Source organism: Phytopseudomonas dryadis, from assembly GCF_004327355.1.
Classification (GTDB): domain Bacteria; phylum Pseudomonadota; class Gammaproteobacteria; order Pseudomonadales; family Pseudomonadaceae; genus Aquipseudomonas; species Aquipseudomonas dryadis.
In genome coordinates this window covers 46,808-63,648 of the sequence record NZ_QJUM01000010.1, presented here as the reverse complement: position 1 = coordinate 63,648, position 16,841 = coordinate 46,808, and the positions used below count along the sequence as shown (strand labels likewise).

The window sequence follows — 16,841 nt, the reverse complement described above, 5'->3', positions numbered from 1 at the left end:
TCTGGATTTTTTATCAAAGGAGTAGGGTGTGGCGAACGCAGAAAGACGGTGGGACTTGATCGTTCTCTCGTTGGTTGGGGCAATCGCCGCCGCCACGGCGGGGCTTCTGGCGGTGACAGGGCATCAGAACTGGTGGGGGTTGGGCAACGTCGTGTTTTACTTGCCGGTTTGGGCCTTTGGCCTCACTGCGGCGACCAGCCTGGCCACCCGGTTGATCGTGGAAAAAATCTGGCCGGCCTCGACATCGGGTGCTCGCTGGGGCTGGGCGGTATCGATCTGGTGTGGCCTGATGCTCGTCATCTTCCTGTTCGTCGTTCGTTATCCGGTGACGCCCGGCATCGCCTATGACCAGTCGCTGGTGAGCTATGAGGAGCGGGGTATCAAGCTGCGCTTCAATTCGTCGACACCTCGGCAGCCCTTGACCGAGTATCAGCAGGATGGCTACATCGGTTTCTTCGGCTCGATTCGGCGATTTCAGATATTCCCGGTGAAGTCCGCTCTGGGCTGTGGCTATGAGCACCTGCCCGAACGCTGTGCCTGGGTGGAATGCGAGGTTGAATACAGGTTCAAGGTGGCGGGCCTGCACTTCTATCGCCAACCGCCACTCGAGTCGCCCGTGAGCGAGGCTGACGCCCGTCGTTGTCGCAGCCTGTCCTATGCCGACGTGCAGACGAGCGGGGAACGCCATCGGATCGAACGCTGGCCGTGAGCCTGTCGAGAGCGAAAAGAGAGGCGCGACGGCAAGAAAAGAGGACAGATGTATATTGCCGGGAAGGTGCCTCGATAAATAAAGCCGTCCCCTTCTTGTCGGGCTACCTCGGCATCGGAACATGAGCGTAATGCCAGACTCGCTGCAACAGCCATATCATCCGTGCCGTATGACAGTCCATTCAAGCGTCAGACAGCATGACTGACCCCGTACCTGCTGAAATATCGGCGCAGCTGTCACAAGCGCTCCGTCTCATCGAGTGCCATCTGGCATCGACACTGCTGGCCGTACATCTGTACGGTTCCGCGCTGGAGGGTGGCCTCAAGCCCTATAGCGACATCGATTTGCTTGTTACGGTAGCTGCGCGACCCGATCCGGCCATAGGGCAAGCTTTGCTGGTCGATCTGCTGGGCGTCTCCGCGCCGCCTGGTCGAAGCAAAGTGCTTCGCGCCCTGGAAGTCACCGTTGTCGTGCGCAATGACGTTGTGCCGTGGCGTTACCCGGCCATGCGGGCTCTGCAGTTCGGCGAATGGCTGCGCGAGGACATTCTTGCCGGCATCTTTGAGCCGGCCGTGATCGATGCGGATCTGGCGATCCTGCTCACCCAGGTGAGGCAAAGGAGCATTGCCTTGGCAGGTCCGCCAGCGGCGGACTTTTTCGAGCCAGTTCCTGATGGCGATCTGCGCCGGGTTCTATCCGACACCCTGAAGCTGTGGAACTCGCCGCCAGACTGGGCAAATGATGAGCGCAATGTAATGCTGACCCTGGCCCGCATCTGGTATAGCGCGGCAACCGGAAAGCTTGTGCCGAAGGATGTCGCAGCCGACTGGGTGATTGAACGCCTGCCTTTGGAGCATCGATCCGTACTGCTTGAAGCGCGGCAGGCCTACCTTGGGCACGGCGAGGATCGTCTGGCGTCTCGCGCAGAACAAGTGACTGCGTTCATCCTGTTCGTGAAATGCGAAGTCACTGGAGTGCTTGGCTCCGCCTCAATGGTGTAGGGGGATGGGGCCGATTTGGTTTGCCTCGCGCTCAAGACTTTCTCGGCATATGGTTTGGCTGAACGTGATCTGCGACAGCAAACGGCGAAGGTAAGGCATGCTCTGATGAACAGCGTGTCCGGCTGGGCCGGCTAAGCATCAACCCCATGGGCCGAAAGGTCGGCCAGGATATTGTCAGGAGCAGTGCCATTGATCAGAGCAGGGATGTTGGTGTTGGGTGGGCTGATGGCATTAGCGGCTCAGGCGGCCGAGCGGCAGGTCTATCTGCTGGCGACGGTACAGCTGGATGGTTCCAACCTGGCCCAGAGCGTGTTTCTGCATGAGCCGGCTATCACCGAGCTACAGGGCTGTGTCGATGCCGTGCGCCAGGGCCAGCGCGATCGGGATTGGCTCAAGTACCGGCATATCTTCCGCCGTGATCTGTTCAAGGGCTTTACCGGTCATATGCGCTATCGCTGTACTTACAGCGATCTGCAGATCAGTGGCTGGTACGACGGCCCGCGCTACGACCAGCCCTACCTGATCAGTGTCGATGACGACTCCGTGCTCAGCGTGAGCCGGGCGCCGAGCCAGGCCCAATGCACGACGCAACTGCGCGCCTTGCCGGCGAAGAAGCAGGCGCAGAGTTTCTGCGCGATGGGCAACCAGCGCGTTACTCGCTGAACCAAGGGGCAGGCTATCGCGGCTGAAGCCGCTCCCACGGAATAGCGATCATCGAGTGGGGAGCGGTTGGCTCAGGAGCGGCATCCTTGCTCAGATCACCCGGAAGCCATGGGTGCCATCGCGGTCGAGTTGTTCGACCAGGCCGAACTCCCAGTCCAGATACGCCTGCATCGCTTCGCGCGGATTGTCGGTGCCTTCGTAGGGACGGCGGTAGCGGTCGCTGCGGGGCACGGCCAGGTGCCGTTCGCCGGCCTCGGTGGGCAGCCCGGCGGCGATCCAGGCGGCCGTGCCGCCGGCCAGCAGGTACACCGGCTTGCCGGTCAGTACCCGCAGCTCCTCGACCACGAAGCGCGCCAGCAGGCTGCTGCCGCAGGTCAGTACGTAGCGCTCGGCAACCGGCAGGTTTTCCAGGGCTTGTGGCAGTTGCGCGCGGATCGCCCACCAGGCGCCGGCGATATGGCCCTTGACGTGGTTGGCGCTGCTGGTGAAATCCAGCACCAGGGTATCGCCTTGGCCGAGCCAGTCCTGCAGGGTCTGCGGACTGATTGCCTCGGGCTGCGGCAGCGCTGGCAGTGGCGCCTGCCAGGCGCCGCGCTCGCTGAAGGCACTCTGCGGCAGGTCGTCCAGCACATGCACGTCCCAACCCAGCTGCGCCAGCCACGAGGCGCTCATATTGGCGCGCACGCCGTCGTCGTCGACCAGCACGAGGCGTGCGCCGCGCACGCTGGCGAAATGGTCGGTTTCCTGTACCAGCTGGCCGCCCGGCGTCGAGCGCGAGCCGGGCAGGTGGCCGGTTTCGTATTCTTCCGGGGTGCGCACGTCGAACAGGTAGGTGGTGCGCGCCGCTTGTGCCTGCCAGCTCGCCAGATGTTCGAGCGTGGCACGGCCGACGCCGGCCTTGTCGGCCACGGCGCGTGCCGCTTGCGCGGCCTGTTCATGATTGCCCGGGCTGACCTCGCCGAAGCGGCGGCTCTGGCCGTGCTCGAGTTGCTGGCCGGCCAGGGTCCAGCCGATGGTGCCGTTGCGCAGGGCGGCGACCGGATTGGGCAGGCCGGCGTTGACCAGCGACTGGGTGCCGATGATGCTGCGGGTGCGGCCGGCGCAGTTGACGATGATCCGCGTCGCCGGGTTCGGCGCCAGCTCGCGGGCGCGCAGCACCAGTTCGGCGCCGGGCACGCTGATGCCGCCGGGAATGCTCATGGTCTGGTACTCGTCGAAGCGGCGGGCGTCGAGCACCACCACGTCGGCCTTGGCGTCGAGCAGCGCTTGCACCTCCTCGGCGGCCAGCGACGGCGTGTGGCGCCGGCTTTCCACCAGTTCGCCGAAGGCCTTGCTCGGTACGTTGACGTCGCGGAACAGTTCGCCACCGGCGTCGCGCCAGCCGGCCAGTTGCCCTTCCAGCAGCGCCACGTCGCTGTAGCCGAGTTGCAGCAGGCGCTCGGCGGCGACCCGGGCCAGGCCTTCGCCATCGTCATAGACGGTGATCGCCGTGTCGCGGCGCGGCACCCGGGCGTAGATCTCCAGCTCCAGTTTCGACAGCGGAATATTGGCGGCGAACAGCGGGTGCTCTTCGGCGAAGGGCGCTTCCTCGCGCACATCGATCAGGGCGACTTCCTGCTGTTGCAGCAGGGCGGTGCGGATAGCGGCGAAAGAGCGGGTTACGACTTGGCTCATGGGTCAGGACTCGTGTTGGGCTGGCTGCCGTTGGGCGGTGGAGGGAGGCGTGGAGTAGCCGGAGATGAACAGTTTCTCGCTGCCGTCTTCGCGGTAGACGGCACGGTGCACCGCGCCGATGTCGGCGCCGTAGACGTGGATGCTGACGGAGACGCGGTCGTCGAAGGCGTTGCTGACCTGGTGGATGTCGCCAATGCGCGGCGACACCGCCTCGACCTGGCCGGGGTTCAGGCGCACGGCGTTGCCTTCGGCGCGCAGGCTGCCGTCGGCCTGGCGGCTGAACGCCTGGGAATCCTCGGCGCCGCGCAGCATGCCGATCAGCCCCCAGACCCGGTGGTCGTGCACCGGCGTGCGTTGCCCGGGCCCCCAGACGAAGCTGACCACCGAGAAGCGCTGCTGCGGGTCGAGGTGCAGCAGGTATTGCTGGTAGCGCTGCGGATCGGGCTGTGACAGCTCGTCCGGCAGCCAGTCGTCATGGCTGACCAGGCGCTGCAGCAGCTCGCCACCCTGTTCGATCAGGGTGGCTTCGTCGGGTTCGCGGGTCAGCAGGTCGGCGAGACCGCGGACAAAGACGTTCAGGCGATCCGGGGACGCGGAGTGGCTCATGGCAGGTATATCCGTAACGGTTTGGCGCTAAGGTAGCAATCCGCTATTGATTATAAAAATTCAATTTATTCATAAGCTAATATGCAAGTCGAGTAATTCTGGCTGCGACCCTGTTGCCTGCGTCGTACGCGCATTCGCCCGGCTTCATGCCCTTGCGGGATCGTCCTGGCGCTTTTCCCTGGCTGTGCGCTTTCCCTCTGCCGATCGCCAAAGGCGCTGTGGCGCGTTCTTGAGCCTGCTCTTCGGGTTTTGATTATTTTGCATATTAGTTTATGCCTAAAATGAATTTCATTTTCCTGTCGAATGCCTATAAATTTTATAAGAAGTATCCAATAAAGACGTTTTAATTATAAGTCGACGCTGCTTCACGCAGGCAGCAGGCGACGGGAGTGCTTTTTATGAGCGTGCAATTCATCGGCATGATCGGGCATCAACGCGCTTCGGAAACCATCGCGCCGAGTGGGCCTATCTTCGACAAGGCCTATATCGCCCGTTTCGCCCAGGCCCATGAACAGGCCGGCTTCGACCGCATCCTGGTCGGTTACTGGTCGAATCAGCCGGATGGCTTTCTGGTCACGGCGCTGGCCGGGCTGTCCACCTCGCGGATCCAGTTCCTCCTGGCCCACCGTCCCGGCTTCGTCGCCCCGACCCTGGCCGCCCGCAAGCTGGCCACCCTCGATCACTTGCTCGACGGGCGCCTGGCGCTGCACGTGATCAGCGGTGGCAGCGACGTGGAGCAGCGCAAGGACGGCGACTACCTCGATCACGACCAGCGCTATGCCCGCACCGAGGAGTTCCTCGACGTGCTCAAGCGGGTGTGGACGTCGGAGCAGCCGTTCGATCACGCGGGCGCCCTGTATCGCGCCGAAGGTGCGGGCTCGGCGATCAAGCCCCTGCAGCAGCCGCACATCCCGGTGTACTTCGGCGGCGCCTCGCCAGCCGCCCTGCAGGTGGCGGGCAAGCATGCCGACGTCTATGCGCTGTGGGGCGAATCCCTGGAGCAGGTGCGCGAGACCGTGGCCAAGGTCCGTGCCGAGGCGGCCAGACATGGCCGTGAGGTGGCGTTCAGCGTGTCGTTCCGGCCGATCGTCGCCGCCACCGAGGAGCAGGCCTGGGCCAAGGCGCAGACCATTCTGGAGCAGGCCCGGCAGCGCCTGAGCGCTTCCGGCGCGGCCCATCCGCACAAACCCGACAGTGTCGGCGCGCAGCGTCTACGGGAGTTGGCCGAGCGTGGCGAGCGCATCGACAGCCGCCTGTGGACGGGTATCAGCAAGCTGGTCGGCGGCGCCTACAACTCCACCGCCCTGGTCGGCACGCCGGAGCAGGTCGCCGATGCGCTGCTCGAGTACTACGACCTGGGTATCCGCAGCTTCCTGATCCGCGGTTTCGATCCATTGCAGGATGCCATCGACTACGGTCGCGAACTGATCCCGCTGACCCGCGCCAAGGTCGCGCAAAGAGAAGCTGCCGCTACTCGCCAATATGCCTGAATGAGTCAGCGCCAAGGGCCGCGACCGTAACCACGGAACGGCCCCGCACGCCGACCTGCGCCGCGCCGTTGCGGCCGTTCCTGCCTTGCGAACCCTGTGAGCGTATCCGCGCAGCAGTTCTGATCGACGCTATGGCGTCGTACCTTCTGGAGTCCGTTGCATGTCCCGTATCCGTTTCAGTGTCACCACGCTGCTGGCCGCCTTGTCGTTCAGCAGCCTGTTGCAGGCCGCCGAGCCCGTTACCATTCGCCTCGGTGACGTGAAGGGCGACCGCTATGCCGCGTTGCGCGCTTCCGGCGAGTTGCAGAAGCTCGACTACAAGGTCGAACTGACGCCTTTCGCGGCGGGTGCGCCGGTGCTCGAAGCGCTGAACGCCAATGCCCTGGATGTCGGTTTCACCGGCGATATCCCGTTCCTCTTCGTGCATGCCGCCGGCGCCCAGCTGAAAGCCGTGGGCGCCTGGCGCTACAACACCGAGACCGTGGCCCTGGTGGTGCCCAAGGATTCGCCTGCGCAGCAGGTGAGCGATCTCAAAGGCAAGCGCATCGCGGTCAACCGCGGTGGCTGGGGGCATTTCCTGGCGCTGGGCCTGCTCGAGCGCAACGGCCTGAGCGACAAGGACGTGAGCTTTTCCTTCCTCGGTCCGGTGGATGGCCGGGCGGCGCTGGTGCGCGGCTCGGTGGACGCCTGGGTGCCCTGGGAACCCTACACCTCCAATGCCATCCTGCTCGATGATGCGCGGGTGATCGCCGATGGCCGCGGCATCATGAGCGGCTACTCCTATGCCCTGGCCAGCGACAAGGCCCTGGCCGATGCCGACAAGAAAGCCGCCATCGGCGATCTGCTGGTGCGCCTGGCGCGTGCCCAGCAATGGGCACTGGCCCATCCGCAGCAAATGGCCGATGCCTTGTCCGAGGATATGAACATTCCGCAGGCGGTCAGCCGGCGCTGGGTCGAGCAGGCGCGTATCCAGCCGGCGGCGCTGGACGACGAGGTGGCCGCCAGCCTGCAGAAGGCGGCGGACTTCTTCCATCGCCACGGCGTGCTGCCCAAGCAGCTGGATGTGCAGCAGGCCTTCGACTTCAGCCTGGCCGGCGACGTGCGCAAGGCCATCGAGGAGGGGCAGCGGCAGGCGCAGGCGGCGCAATAAGGAGGTGATCGCCCGCAAGCGGGCTCCTACCAAGCGTTTGGCCTGTAGGAGCCGGCTTGCCGGCGATCATTCGTGACTATGCAACCAGTCGGCATCCCACAGGGGATAGTCGCCAAGACGGCGAGTCAGCCCGGCGCGCAGTGGATTGGCCACCACATAGCGGGCCGTCGGCAAGAGTTCTTCCTCGCCACGCAGGGCATGGTCGTGGAACCCCTTTTGCCAGGCGCGACCGCTGCAACCGCGGCTGCTGTTGAGGCTGATGGCGCTTCGTGACTTTACCTGCAGCATCAGCCGCGCCAGTGGCATGCCTTCCAGCCGCACTAGCCAGTGCAGATGATCCGGCATGATCACCCAGGCCAACGAGTACAGGTTGTTGTCATCGTGCAGGCGACGCATCTCGGCCACCAGCAGGCGAGCCAGGTGCCAGTCATGGAAAACAGGCTGTCGATTCAAGGTAACTGCCGTCAGCAGATAGATACGCCCCGGCTCGGAAAAACGTCCCGAACGCAGCGCATGGCCGCGGTGAACCGAGTGTCTGGAGTCCATTCCAGCATCTCCTTGTTAACGTCCTGTTGAAGCCGACTTCCGTAGGAGCCGGCTTGCCGGCGATCCGTGTCGGCAACGAAGAAGCTCGCCCGCAAGCGGGCTCCTGCAGATCAGGGGTCAGAGCGGCGTCTTGTCCTTCTCCGGCTCTTCCTTGGCGACGCCGGGAACGTGCAGGCCGCTCTCGGCGACCTGGCTACCTTCCAGCTGCGGCTGGGTGACCCAGGTGAGGATGTCGTAGTAGCGTCGGATGTTGCGCACGAAATGCACCGGCTCGCCGCCGCGGGCATAGCCGTAGCGGGTCTTGCTGTACCACTGCTTCTGCGACAGGCGTGGCAGGATCTTCTGCACGTCGAGCCATTTGTTCGGGTCGAGGCCTTCGGCCTCGGTCAGCTTGCGGGCGTCTTCCAGGTGCCCGCCGCCGATGTTGTAGGCGGCCAGGGCGAACCAGGTTCGATCCGGTTCCTGGATGCTCTCCGGCAACTGTTCCTTGACATGGACGATGTACTTGGCGCCGCCCTCGATGCTCTGTTTCGGGTCGAGACGGTCGGATACGCCCATGGCCTGCGCCGTGCGCAGGGTCAGCATCATCAGCCCGCGCACGCCGGTCTTGGAGGTGGCGCCCGGTTGCCACAGCGATTCCTGGTAGCCCATGGCGGCGAGCAGGCGCCAGTCGATCGAGTTGGCCTGGGCGGCCTCGCGGAAGTGCTTCTCGTAACGCGGCAGGCGTTTCTGCAGATGCTGGGCGAAGGTGTAGGCGCCGACGTAGCCGAGCACGTCGACATGCCCGTAGTAGCGCTCCTTGAGGCGCTGCAGGCTGCCGTTCTCCTGGGCGCGGCGCAGGAAGTTGTCGACCTCGTTGAGCAGGCTGGTGTCCTCGCCGGGCGCCACGGCCCAGGCCAGGTTGCGCGAGTCGCCGAGGTCGAAGGCCACGCGGACGTTGGGAAAGTACACCTGGTTCATGGCCAGTTCGTTGGAGTCGACCAGGGTCAGGTCGATCTGCCCTTCATCGACCATGCGCAACAGGTCGACCACCTCCACCGCCGAGGATTCCTCGAACTGCAGGTCCGGCAGTTCCACCTTCAGCGCCTCCAGTTGCTCGGCGTGGCTGCTGCCCTTGAGCACCAGGATGCGCTTGCCGAGCAGGTCCTGCGGGCGGGTGGGGCGTTGCTGGCCGTTGCGGTAGATGATCTGCGGCGTCACTTCCAGATAGGGCAGGGAAAACCGAGCGCTCTGCTGACGACCGTCGCTTTCCACCAGACCGGCGGCGGCCAGTACCGGGCCGTCGACCTGGCCGAGGCTGGCGAACAGTTCGTCGAGGTTGTCGGCGGTGTGGATTTCCAGTTTCACATCCAGATCGTCGGCGAAGCGCTTCACCAGTTCGTATTCGAAACCGGTTTCGCCGTTGCGATCCTGGAAATAGGTGGCCGGGCTGTTGCGGGTAATCACGCGCAGCACGCCTTCCTCCTTGACACGCTGGAGGCTGCTGGGAGGTTCCGCGCAGCCACCGAGCAACAGGAGAAATCCGATCGCCGACAGCCAGCCGGCGTAGCGCTTGCCAATCAGGTATGGAGAGGGCATCGGCGCAGTATACGCAAACGCCAGGCCCTTCCATATCTGGACAGCGGCTTCGCGCTCTGCTAAGGGCTTTATCGCGGCGGGTGCACGGCCCGCCGGGCCTGGACGGGCGCCGCCTGGCCCGCTGCGCGAGCGGGCGTGCCGCGCACGGCGCTTTAGGCTAGAATGCACGGCCTCAAAGTACACCCCCTTCCCAGAGGCTGTCCCCGATGTTGATCCTGCGCGGCGCTCCCGCCCTTTCTGCTTTTCGCCACGGTAAATTGCTCGAGCAACTGAGCAGCAAGGTTCCCGCTGTGACCGGCCTGTATGCCGAGTTCGCGCATTTTGCCGAGGTGGACGGCGCCCTTAGCGCCGACGAAGAACAGGTGCTGGCCCGCTTGTTGAAATACGGCCCGAGCGTGCCGGTGCAGGAGCCGAGCGGTCGCCTGCTGCTGACCATCCCGCGTTTCGGCACCATTTCGCCCTGGTCGAGCAAGGCCAGCGACATCGCCCGCAACTGCGGCCTGAGCAAGATCCAGCGCCTGGAGCGCGGCATCGCCTACTACGTCGCCGGCGAGCTGAGCGAGGCCGATGTGCAGCAGGTCGCCGCGCTGCTGCACGACCGCATGACGCAACGGGTGCTGGACAACCTGCAGGGCGCCGCCCGACTGTTCAGCCACGCCGAACCCAGGCCGCTGACCGCGGTGGATGTGCTCGGCGGCGGCCGTGCCGCGCTGGAAACCGCCAACGTCGAGCTGGGCCTGGCCCTGGCCGAGGACGAGATCGACTACCTGGTCAAGGCCTTCCAGGGCCTGCAGCGCAATCCCCACGACATCGAACTGATGATGTTCGCCCAGGCCAACTCCGAGCACTGCCGGCACAAGATCTTCAACGCCAGCTGGGACATCGACGGCCAGAGCCAGGAAAAATCCCTGTTCGGCATGATCAAGAACACCTACCAGATGCACAGCGAAGGCGTGCTCTCCGCCTACAAGGACAACGCCTCGGTGATCGAAGGCCACAGCGCCGGGCGTTTCTTCCCCAACCCGCAGACCCGCCAGTACGGCGCGGTGCAGGAGCCGGTGCATATCCTGATGAAGGTGGAAACCCACAACCACCCGACCGCCATCGCGCCATTCCCCGGCGCCTCCACCGGCTCCGGCGGCGAGATCCGCGACGAAGGCGCCACCGGCCGCGGCGCCAAGCCGAAAGCGGGCCTGACCGGCTTCACCGTCTCCAACCTCAACATCCCCGGCTTCGAGCAGCCTTGGGAGCAGGCCTACGGCAAGCCCGAGCGTATCGTCACGCCGCTGGACATCATGATCGAGGGCCCGCTGGGCGGCGCCGCGTTCAACAACGAATTCGGCCGTCCGGCCCTGACCGGTTACTTCCGCACCTTCGAGCAGGCCATCGACACGCCGCGCGGCGAAGAGGTACGCGGCTACCACAAGCCGATCATGCTCGCCGGCGGCATGGGCAACATCCGCGCCGAACACGTGCAGAAGGGCGAGATCACCGTCGGCGCCAAGCTGATCGTGCTCGGCGGCCCGGCCATGCTCATCGGCCTGGGCGGTGGCGCGGCCTCGTCCATGGCCACTGGCGCCAGCTCGGCCGACCTGGACTTCGCCTCGGTGCAGCGCGAGAACCCGGAAATGGAGCGTCGCTGCCAGGAGGTCATCGACCGCTGCTGGCAACTGGGCGACCAGAACCCCATCGCCTTCATCCATGATGTCGGTGCCGGTGGCCTGTCCAACGCCTTCCCCGAACTGGTCAACGACGGTGGCCGTGGCGGACGCTTCGAACTGCGCAACGTGCCCAACGACGAGCCGGGCATGGCCCCGCACGAGATCTGGAGCAACGAGTCCCAGGAACGTTACGTGCTGGCCGTCAGCGCGGTGGACTTCGAGCGCTTCCAGGCCATCTGCGAGCGTGAGCGCTGCCCGTTCGCCGTGGTCGGCGAAGCCACCGCCGAACCCCAGCTGACCGTGACCGACAGCCATTTCGACAACACCCCGGTGGACATGCCGCTGGAAGTGTTGCTCGGCAAGCCACCGCGCATGCACCGTTCGGTGGCTCGTGAAGCCGAGCTGGGCGATGACTTCGACCCGAGCACGCTGGACATCGGCGAAGCCGCCGAGCGTGTGCTGCACCACCCGGCCGTGGCCAGCAAGAGCTTCCTGATCACCATCGGCGACCGCACCATCACCGGTCTGGTTGCCCGCGACCAGATGGTCGGCCCGTGGCAGGTTCCGGTGGCCGACGTCGCCGTCACCGCCACCAGTTTCGACGTCTATACCGGCGAAGCCATGGCCATGGGCGAGCGCACCCCGCTGGCGCTGCTCGATGCCCCGGCCTCCGGACGCATGGCCATCGGCGAAACCCTGACCAACATCGCCGCCTCGCGCATCGCCAGGCTGTCCGACATCAAGCTGTCGGCCAACTGGATGTCCGCTGCCGGTCACCCGGGCGAAGACGCGCGCCTGTACGACACCGTGCAAGCAGTGGGTATGCAGCTGTGCCCGGAGCTGGGCATCACCATCCCGGTGGGCAAGGACTCGATGTCGATGAAGACCCAGTGGCGCGAAGAGGGCGCCGAGAAGAGCGTGACCTCGCCGCTGTCGCTGATCGTCACCGGCTTCGCCCCGGTCGCCGACATCCGCCAGACCCTGACCCCCGAACTGCGCATGGACAAGGGCGAGACCGACCTGATCCTGATCGACCTCGGCCGCGGCCAGAACCGCATGGGCGCCTCGATCCTCGCCCAGGTCTACGGCAAGCTCGGTAAGCAGGCGCCGGACGTCGACGACGCCGAAGACCTCAAGGCCTTCTTCGCGGTGATCCAGGGCCTCAACGCCGACGGTCACCTGCTGGCCTACCACGACCGCTCCGACGGCGGCCTGCTGGTCAGCGCCCTGGAGATGGCCTTCGCCGGCCATTGTGGGCTGAACCTGCAACTCGACGGCCTGGTCGAGAGCCGCGCGGAGCTGGCCGCCTTCCTGTTCAACGAGGAACTGGGCGCGCTGATCCAGGTGCGCCAGGACGCCACCCCGGACGTGCTGGCGCAGTTCAGCGCCGCCGGCCTGGCCGACTGCGTGGCGGTGATCGGCCAGCCGGTCAACAACGGCGACGTGGCCATCAGTTTCAACGACCAGCCGGTGTTCGCCGGCCAGCGTCGCCTGCTGCAGCGCCAGTGGGCGGAAACCAGCCACCGCATCCAGCGCCTGCGTGACAACGCCGACTGCGCCGACCAGGAATTCGATGCCCTGCTGGAAGAAGACAACCCGGGCCTGAGCGTCAAGCTCGGCTACGACGTCAACGACGACATCGCCGCGCCCTACATCAAGAAGGGCGTGCGTCCGCAGGTCGCGGTGCTGCGCGAACAGGGCGTCAACGGTCAGGTGGAAATGGCCGCGGCCTTCGACCGCGCCGGTTTTACATCGGTTGATGTGCACATGAGCGACATCCTCGCCGGGCGTGTCGACCTCGACGACTTCAAGGGCCTGGTCGCCTGCGGCGGCTTCTCCTACGGCGACGTGCTCGGCGCCGGTGAAGGCTGGGCCAAGTCGGCCCTGTTCAACGCCCGTGCCCGCGATGCCTTCCAGGGCTTCTTCGAGCGCAAGGACAGCTTCACCCTGGGCGTGTGCAACGGTTGCCAGATGCTCTCCAACCTGCACGAGCTGATCCCGGGCAGCGAGTTCTGGCCGCACTTCGTGCGCAACCGCTCCGAGCAGTTCGAGGCCCGTGTGGCCATGGTCCAGGTGCAGGAGTCGGCGTCGATCTTCCTGCGCGGCATGGCCGGTTCGCGCCTGCCGATCGCCATCGCCCACGGCGAAGGGCATGCCGAGTTCGAGAGCGAGGAAGCGCTGCTCGAGGCCGACCTGTCCGGCTGCGTGTCCCTGCGTTTCGTCGACAACCACGGCAAGGTCACCGAGGCCTACCCGGCCAACCCCAACGGCTCGCCGCGCGGGATCACCGGCCTGACCAGCCGCGACGGCCGCGTGACCATCATGATGCCGCACCCCGAGCGGGTGTTCCGCGCCGTGCAGAATTCCTGGCGCCCGGACGAGTGGCAGGAAGACGGCGGCTGGCTGCGCATGTTCCGCAACGCGCGCGTCTGGGTGGATTGAGTCCGCGCAGACTGCTTGCCTGCAGCGTCATCTCCGCCAAAAAACGCCAGGTCGATCCTGGCGTTTTTTGGCCTGTCATCCCTGGTGACCACCCGGCTAGCGCCGTTCGCTTAGCGCTAAATACTGTCTGTGCCTCTGTGAACGGCGTTCGCCCTGGTTAGGTCAAAGGTGCTGGATATGATGCCTTTATCACGCTCCTTGAAGGCCAAGTGCCACTATCTTGTGGCATGATTGGTTCTACTTTCAGCGACTTGCAGCGGAGTGGTTGATGTACAAACTGTGTTTCTACGTCCCGGAAACCCATGTCGATAGCGTCAAGGCGGCGGTATTCGCGGCGGGCGGCGGGCGTGTCGGTCAGTACGACCATTGCTGTTGGCAGACCCTAGGTCGCGGCCAGTTTCGCCCTCTGGAAGGCAGTCAGCCGTTTCTCGGCCAGAACGGCACCCTGGAAACGGTCGCCGAATGGAAGGTCGAGCTGGTGGTGGCCGACGAATTGATCCATAACGCGGTCAAGGCCCTCAAGCAGAGCCACCCCTACGAAGCGCCAGCCTTCGATGTGTGGCGCCTGTCCGATCTGCAGTTCTGACTCGACCCGCCATCTTTCCCGTGCTCGAGGCGCCCGTCTCGAGCTTCACTCGGTGACTGCCAGTTCCTGCTCGCCTTCCTGCTTCGGCCGGCGCTGGATGCTGCCGCAGGCGATCAGGCCGACTTCGAACAGCAGCCACATCGGCACCGCCAGCATGGTTTGCGAGAACACGTCGGGCGGGGTCAGCAGCATGCCGACCACGAAGCAGCCGACGATCACGTAGGGCCGGCTGCGGCGCAGCGTGTCGACGTCCGTCAGTCCGGCCCAGACGATGATGAAGGTGGCCACCGGAATTTCGAAGGCCAGCCCGAAGGCCAGGAACAGGGCGAGGATGAAATCCAGGTACAGGGCGATATCGGTCATCATTTCCACGCCGTCCGGCGTGACGCTGGCGAAGAAGCCGAACATCATCGGGAACACCGCGAAGAACGCGAAGGCCATGCCGGCATAGAACAGCAGGATGCTCGAGACCAGCAGGGGCACCGCGATGCGCCGCTCGCGGCGATACAGCCCCGGTGCCACGAACCCCCACGCCTGATGCAGCAGTACCGGCATGCAGAGGAACACGGCGACCATCATGGTCAGCTTGAATGGCGCCAGGAAAGGCGAGGTCACGCTGGTGGCGATCATGCTCGCGCCTTCGGGCAGGTAGCGGCGCAGCGGCTCGGAGATCAGTGTGTAAAGGGTCTGCGCGAAGGGGAACAGGCCGAGGAACGCCAGCGCAATCACCAGCAGGCAGCGCACCAGTCGCTTGCGCAGTTCGCCCAGGTGCGCCGTCAATGGCATGCTGCTCATGCGCTGCCCTCCGATTTGCCTACGGCTGGTTGCGGCTCCTGCAGGTTGATGCCGCGACGCAGTTCCTGCTCCAGTTGCCGCAACGGCGCGGCGTCCAGTTCCTTGCTCACGGCCTGGGCATCGAGTTCACGTTCTACCTGATCACGCAGCATGCCCATCGCCCGTTTTGCCTGGCCAAGGCCGCGCCCCAGGGTGCGGGCTGCGACCGGCAGGCGTTCCGGGCCGAGCACCAGCAGCGCCACCACGCTCACCAGCAGCAGTTCGGTGAAGCCTATTTCGAACATCAGGCCTGGCGATCCGTGTGGGTGTGGGACTGCTGGGCGGTTCCCGACAGCGGTGCCTGCTGCTGGACCTGTGCTGGCGGCTCGTCCGCTTCGTTGTTGCCGGCCATGGATTTGCGGAAACCCTGAATGGTTTCACCGAGATCGCCACCCAGCGTCTTGAGGCGTTTGCTGCCGAACAACAGAAACACGATCAACAGCACGATGACCAGTTGCCAGATACCGATGCCGCCCATGAAAACTCTCCAACGCGATGAAATTGAAGGGCTAATCTGCCTGGGCTTTATGACGCGTCGATGACGAAAAGAGGTGGCTGCCACCTCTCTGCAACATTCAGCCTGTTGACTGTCGGCTCTTGGTTCGAGGGGTGAGCGATGGGCGGCAGGCAGCAGCGCGGCGCAGCGTTATTGATGGTGCTGGTGGCCTTGGCCATGCTCGCCGGTGGGCTGGCGTGGATGGTGCAGCAAGGACGACAGCAGGTCGATGCGGTGCGCCTGCAACAGCAGCGAATCCAGGCGCGAGCCATGGAGGTCGCCGGCCTGGCGTTCGCCGAACAGGCACTCAGGGATCCTGCTTGGCGGCAGAGCCCGCTGTTCTGGCAAGCCCTGCGTGGGCAGCCGTTGCGTTACGACTTCGCCGGCGGTGCGGCGACCCTGCGCATCCGTGATCTGCACAGCTGCTTCAACGTCAATGCGCTGGCCGGGCAGGAGGCCGAACGGGCCGAGCGCCAGTTGCAATACCTGCTTGGTGACGACCTGGCCGCCGAACAACTGGTGCATGCCCTGGCTGACTGGATCGACAGCGACGGCCAGAGCCGCCTGCACGGTGCCGAAAGCGACCAGTACCTGCGCCAGACGCCGCCTCGGCTCGCCGCCGATCAGCCCATGGTGGACATGAGTGAACTGAACCTGCTGCTCACGCCGCAGCGCGGGCGGCAGCTGCGTTATCCGCAACTCTGTGCACTGCCGCAGACATCGGGCTGGCGCTTGAATGCCAATGCCTTGAGCCTGGAACACCTGCCCCTGCTCGATGCGCTCTACGAGGGCGAGTTCGCGCGTTCCTTGCTGGCTCGTATCATCACCGGACGCCCGGCCAATGGTTACCGCGATGTGGCGGCCTTGCGCGAGGCACTGGGCGCCGTGGACGACCTGACCTTCGAGCGCCTCAGTGAGGGCTTGCTGCTCAACAGCGGCGATTTCATGCTGCAGCTCGCGTTCGAGCAGGATGACCGGCTGATCGGCAGCCAGTTCCAGGTGCAGGCTCAGGGGGTGGTGCGCTGGCACGCACAGGTGCCGGTGCAGCGGGTGCAGGTGATCAGCCGCGAACCCTTGCCGTTCGACTTGTAGCGCGAGTCGTCCGTAGCTGTGTAGGAGCCCGCTTACGGGCGATGCGATTGTAGGTATCCACCAGAGGAAATGTCACAGCCATCAATCGCTGCGGCGCTGCCATACCTGGCGAGTGACGCCTGCTGATGCTGAACCTGGGTATCGCTGCGCTCAACCGCAGGCTACGAAGCGGGTATTCAGATGAATTGACAGTGCGCTCGCGGATCGCCGACAAGCCGGCTCCTGCACTATCGAGTTGTCTGCGAGATGGGCGTCCGACGCTGTTCGTGTAGGAGCGTCCCCCCCCGGCGCGAATGCGATGGTAGCCATTCTG

15 protein-coding genes are annotated in these 16,841 nt (G+C 64.9%); 8 read left to right on the top strand and 7 right to left on the bottom strand.

The window, feature by feature from the left end:
* Positions 1-28 precede the first annotated feature (28 nt).
* The 3 genes from DNK34_RS10395 (at position 29) to DNK34_RS10385 (ending at position 2,373) form a co-directional block, all read left to right on the top strand.
* The gene (locus DNK34_RS10395) at positions 29-709 is read left to right on the top strand and encodes a hypothetical protein (protein WP_131174652.1); all 681 of its coding nucleotides are present in this window, start codon (positions 29-31) and stop codon (positions 707-709) included.
* A gap of 197 nt (positions 710-906) precedes the next feature.
* Entirely contained in the window at positions 907-1,710 is an 804-nt protein-coding gene (locus tag DNK34_RS10390) for an AadA family aminoglycoside 3''-O-nucleotidyltransferase (RefSeq protein ID WP_131174651.1), read from the top strand.
* A 204-nt stretch (positions 1,711-1,914) separates the two neighbouring features.
* Positions 1,915-2,373 (top strand): hypothetical protein, encoded by a 459-nt coding sequence (locus tag DNK34_RS10385; protein WP_131174650.1) that lies wholly within the window; start codon positions 1,915-1,917, stop codon positions 2,371-2,373.
* 90 nt (positions 2,374-2,463) lie between these two features.
* On the opposite strand, the gene DNK34_RS10380 is transcribed toward DNK34_RS10385, so the two are convergent.
* Together DNK34_RS10380 and DNK34_RS10375 are read right to left on the bottom strand one after the other, a co-directional pair.
* Entirely contained in the window at positions 2,464-4,047 is a 1,584-nt protein-coding gene (locus DNK34_RS10380) for a rhodanese-related sulfurtransferase (protein ID WP_131174649.1), read from the bottom strand.
* A 3-nt stretch (positions 4,048-4,050) separates the two neighbouring features.
* On the bottom strand, positions 4,051-4,653 hold the full coding sequence (locus tag DNK34_RS10375) for a cysteine dioxygenase family protein (protein WP_131174648.1): 603 nt from the start codon (positions 4,651-4,653) through the stop codon (positions 4,051-4,053).
* 398 nt (positions 4,654-5,051) lie between these two features.
* On the opposite strand from DNK34_RS10375, the gene DNK34_RS10370 reads away from it, so the two are divergent.
* Together DNK34_RS10370 and DNK34_RS10365 are read left to right on the top strand one after the other, a co-directional pair.
* Positions 5,052-6,143 (top strand): LLM class flavin-dependent oxidoreductase, encoded by a 1,092-nt coding sequence (locus DNK34_RS10370; protein ID WP_131174647.1) that lies wholly within the window; start codon positions 5,052-5,054, stop codon positions 6,141-6,143.
* Positions 6,144-6,303: 160 nt separating this feature from the next.
* Positions 6,304-7,293, top strand: a complete 990-nt coding sequence (locus DNK34_RS10365; RefSeq protein WP_131174646.1) for an ABC transporter substrate-binding protein — start codon at positions 6,304-6,306, stop codon at positions 7,291-7,293.
* A 66-nt stretch (positions 7,294-7,359) separates the two neighbouring features.
* On the opposite strand, the gene DNK34_RS10360 is transcribed toward DNK34_RS10365, so the two are convergent.
* On the bottom strand, positions 7,360-7,839 hold the full coding sequence (locus DNK34_RS10360; RefSeq protein ID WP_131174645.1) for an REP-associated tyrosine transposase: 480 nt from the start codon (positions 7,837-7,839) through the stop codon (positions 7,360-7,362).
* A 117-nt stretch (positions 7,840-7,956) separates the two neighbouring features.
* A complete protein-coding gene (gene mltF, locus DNK34_RS10355) occupies positions 7,957-9,417 on the bottom strand; it encodes a membrane-bound lytic murein transglycosylase MltF (protein ID WP_131174644.1) in 1,461 nt (486 codons plus the stop codon).
* A gap of 206 nt (positions 9,418-9,623) precedes the next feature.
* On the opposite strand from mltF, the gene purL reads away from it, so the two are divergent.
* Both purL and DNK34_RS10345 read left to right on the top strand, forming a co-directional pair.
* Positions 9,624-13,520: a phosphoribosylformylglycinamidine synthase gene (gene purL, locus DNK34_RS10350; RefSeq protein WP_131174643.1), complete on the top strand. Its 3,897-nt coding sequence runs from the start codon at positions 9,624-9,626 to the stop codon at positions 13,518-13,520.
* 268 nt (positions 13,521-13,788) lie between these two features.
* Positions 13,789-14,106: a YqfO family protein gene (locus tag DNK34_RS10345; protein WP_131174642.1), complete on the top strand. Its 318-nt coding sequence runs from the start codon at positions 13,789-13,791 to the stop codon at positions 14,104-14,106.
* A 45-nt stretch (positions 14,107-14,151) separates the two neighbouring features.
* Here the strand turns inward: DNK34_RS10345 and tatC are convergent, their stop codons facing one another.
* From tatC to tatA, 3 genes are read right to left on the bottom strand one after another with little or no spacing between them, the layout of a single operon-like run.
* A complete protein-coding gene (tatC, locus tag DNK34_RS10340) occupies positions 14,152-14,901 on the bottom strand; it encodes a twin-arginine translocase subunit TatC (RefSeq protein WP_131174641.1) in 750 nt (249 codons plus the stop codon).
* Positions 14,898-15,185, bottom strand: coding sequence for a Sec-independent protein translocase protein TatB (tatB, locus tag DNK34_RS10335; protein ID WP_042551978.1), 288 nt, complete (start codon positions 15,183-15,185; stop codon positions 14,898-14,900). The genes tatC and tatB overlap by 4 nt, the downstream gene beginning before the upstream one ends.
* A complete protein-coding gene (tatA, locus tag DNK34_RS10330) occupies positions 15,185-15,418 on the bottom strand; it encodes a twin-arginine translocase TatA/TatE family subunit (RefSeq protein WP_131174640.1) in 234 nt (77 codons plus the stop codon). Before tatA ends, tatB begins: the two co-directional genes overlap by 1 nt.
* 138 nt (positions 15,419-15,556) lie before the next feature.
* Here tatA and gspK point away from each other — a divergent pair, with 138 nt between their 5' ends.
* Positions 15,557-16,528: a type II secretion system minor pseudopilin GspK gene (gspK, locus tag DNK34_RS10325; RefSeq protein WP_131174639.1), complete on the top strand. Its 972-nt coding sequence runs from the start codon at positions 15,557-15,559 to the stop codon at positions 16,526-16,528.
* The last annotated feature ends 313 nt before the right edge of the window (positions 16,529-16,841 follow it).

What these genes read in the sequence shown, in the direction of transcription:
- DNK34_RS10365 (WP_131174646.1), top strand. Translation starts at nt 6,304, where the DNA reads ATGTCCCGTATCCGTTTCAGTGTCACCACGCTGCTGGCCGCCTTGTCG.
- DNK34_RS10360 (WP_131174645.1), bottom strand. Translation starts at nt 7,839, where the DNA reads ATGGACTCCAGACACTCGGTTCACCGCGGCCATGCGCTGCGTTCGGGA.
- tatA (WP_131174640.1), bottom strand. Translation starts at nt 15,418, where the DNA reads ATGGGCGGCATCGGTATCTGGCAACTGGTCATCGTGCTGTTGATCGTG.
- DNK34_RS10345 (WP_131174642.1), top strand. Translation starts at nt 13,789, where the DNA reads ATGTACAAACTGTGTTTCTACGTCCCGGAAACCCATGTCGATAGCGTC.
- tatB (WP_042551978.1), bottom strand. Translation starts at nt 15,185, where the DNA reads ATGTTCGAAATAGGCTTCACCGAACTGCTGCTGGTGAGCGTGGTGGCG.
- DNK34_RS10390 (WP_131174651.1), top strand. Translation starts at nt 907, where the DNA reads ATGACTGACCCCGTACCTGCTGAAATATCGGCGCAGCTGTCACAAGCG.
- gspK (WP_131174639.1), top strand. Translation starts at nt 15,557, where the DNA reads ATGGGCGGCAGGCAGCAGCGCGGCGCAGCGTTATTGATGGTGCTGGTG.
- DNK34_RS10375 (WP_131174648.1), bottom strand. Translation starts at nt 4,653, where the DNA reads ATGAGCCACTCCGCGTCCCCGGATCGCCTGAACGTCTTTGTCCGCGGT.
- DNK34_RS10385 (WP_131174650.1), top strand. Translation starts at nt 1,915, where the DNA reads ATGTTGGTGTTGGGTGGGCTGATGGCATTAGCGGCTCAGGCGGCCGAG.
- tatC (WP_131174641.1), bottom strand. Translation starts at nt 14,901, where the DNA reads ATGAGCAGCATGCCATTGACGGCGCACCTGGGCGAACTGCGCAAGCGA.
- purL (WP_131174643.1), top strand. Translation starts at nt 9,624, where the DNA reads ATGTTGATCCTGCGCGGCGCTCCCGCCCTTTCTGCTTTTCGCCACGGT.
- DNK34_RS10370 (WP_131174647.1), top strand. Translation starts at nt 5,052, where the DNA reads ATGAGCGTGCAATTCATCGGCATGATCGGGCATCAACGCGCTTCGGAA.
- mltF (WP_131174644.1), bottom strand. Translation starts at nt 9,417, where the DNA reads ATGCCCTCTCCATACCTGATTGGCAAGCGCTACGCCGGCTGGCTGTCG.
- DNK34_RS10380 (WP_131174649.1), bottom strand. Translation starts at nt 4,047, where the DNA reads ATGAGCCAAGTCGTAACCCGCTCTTTCGCCGCTATCCGCACCGCCCTG.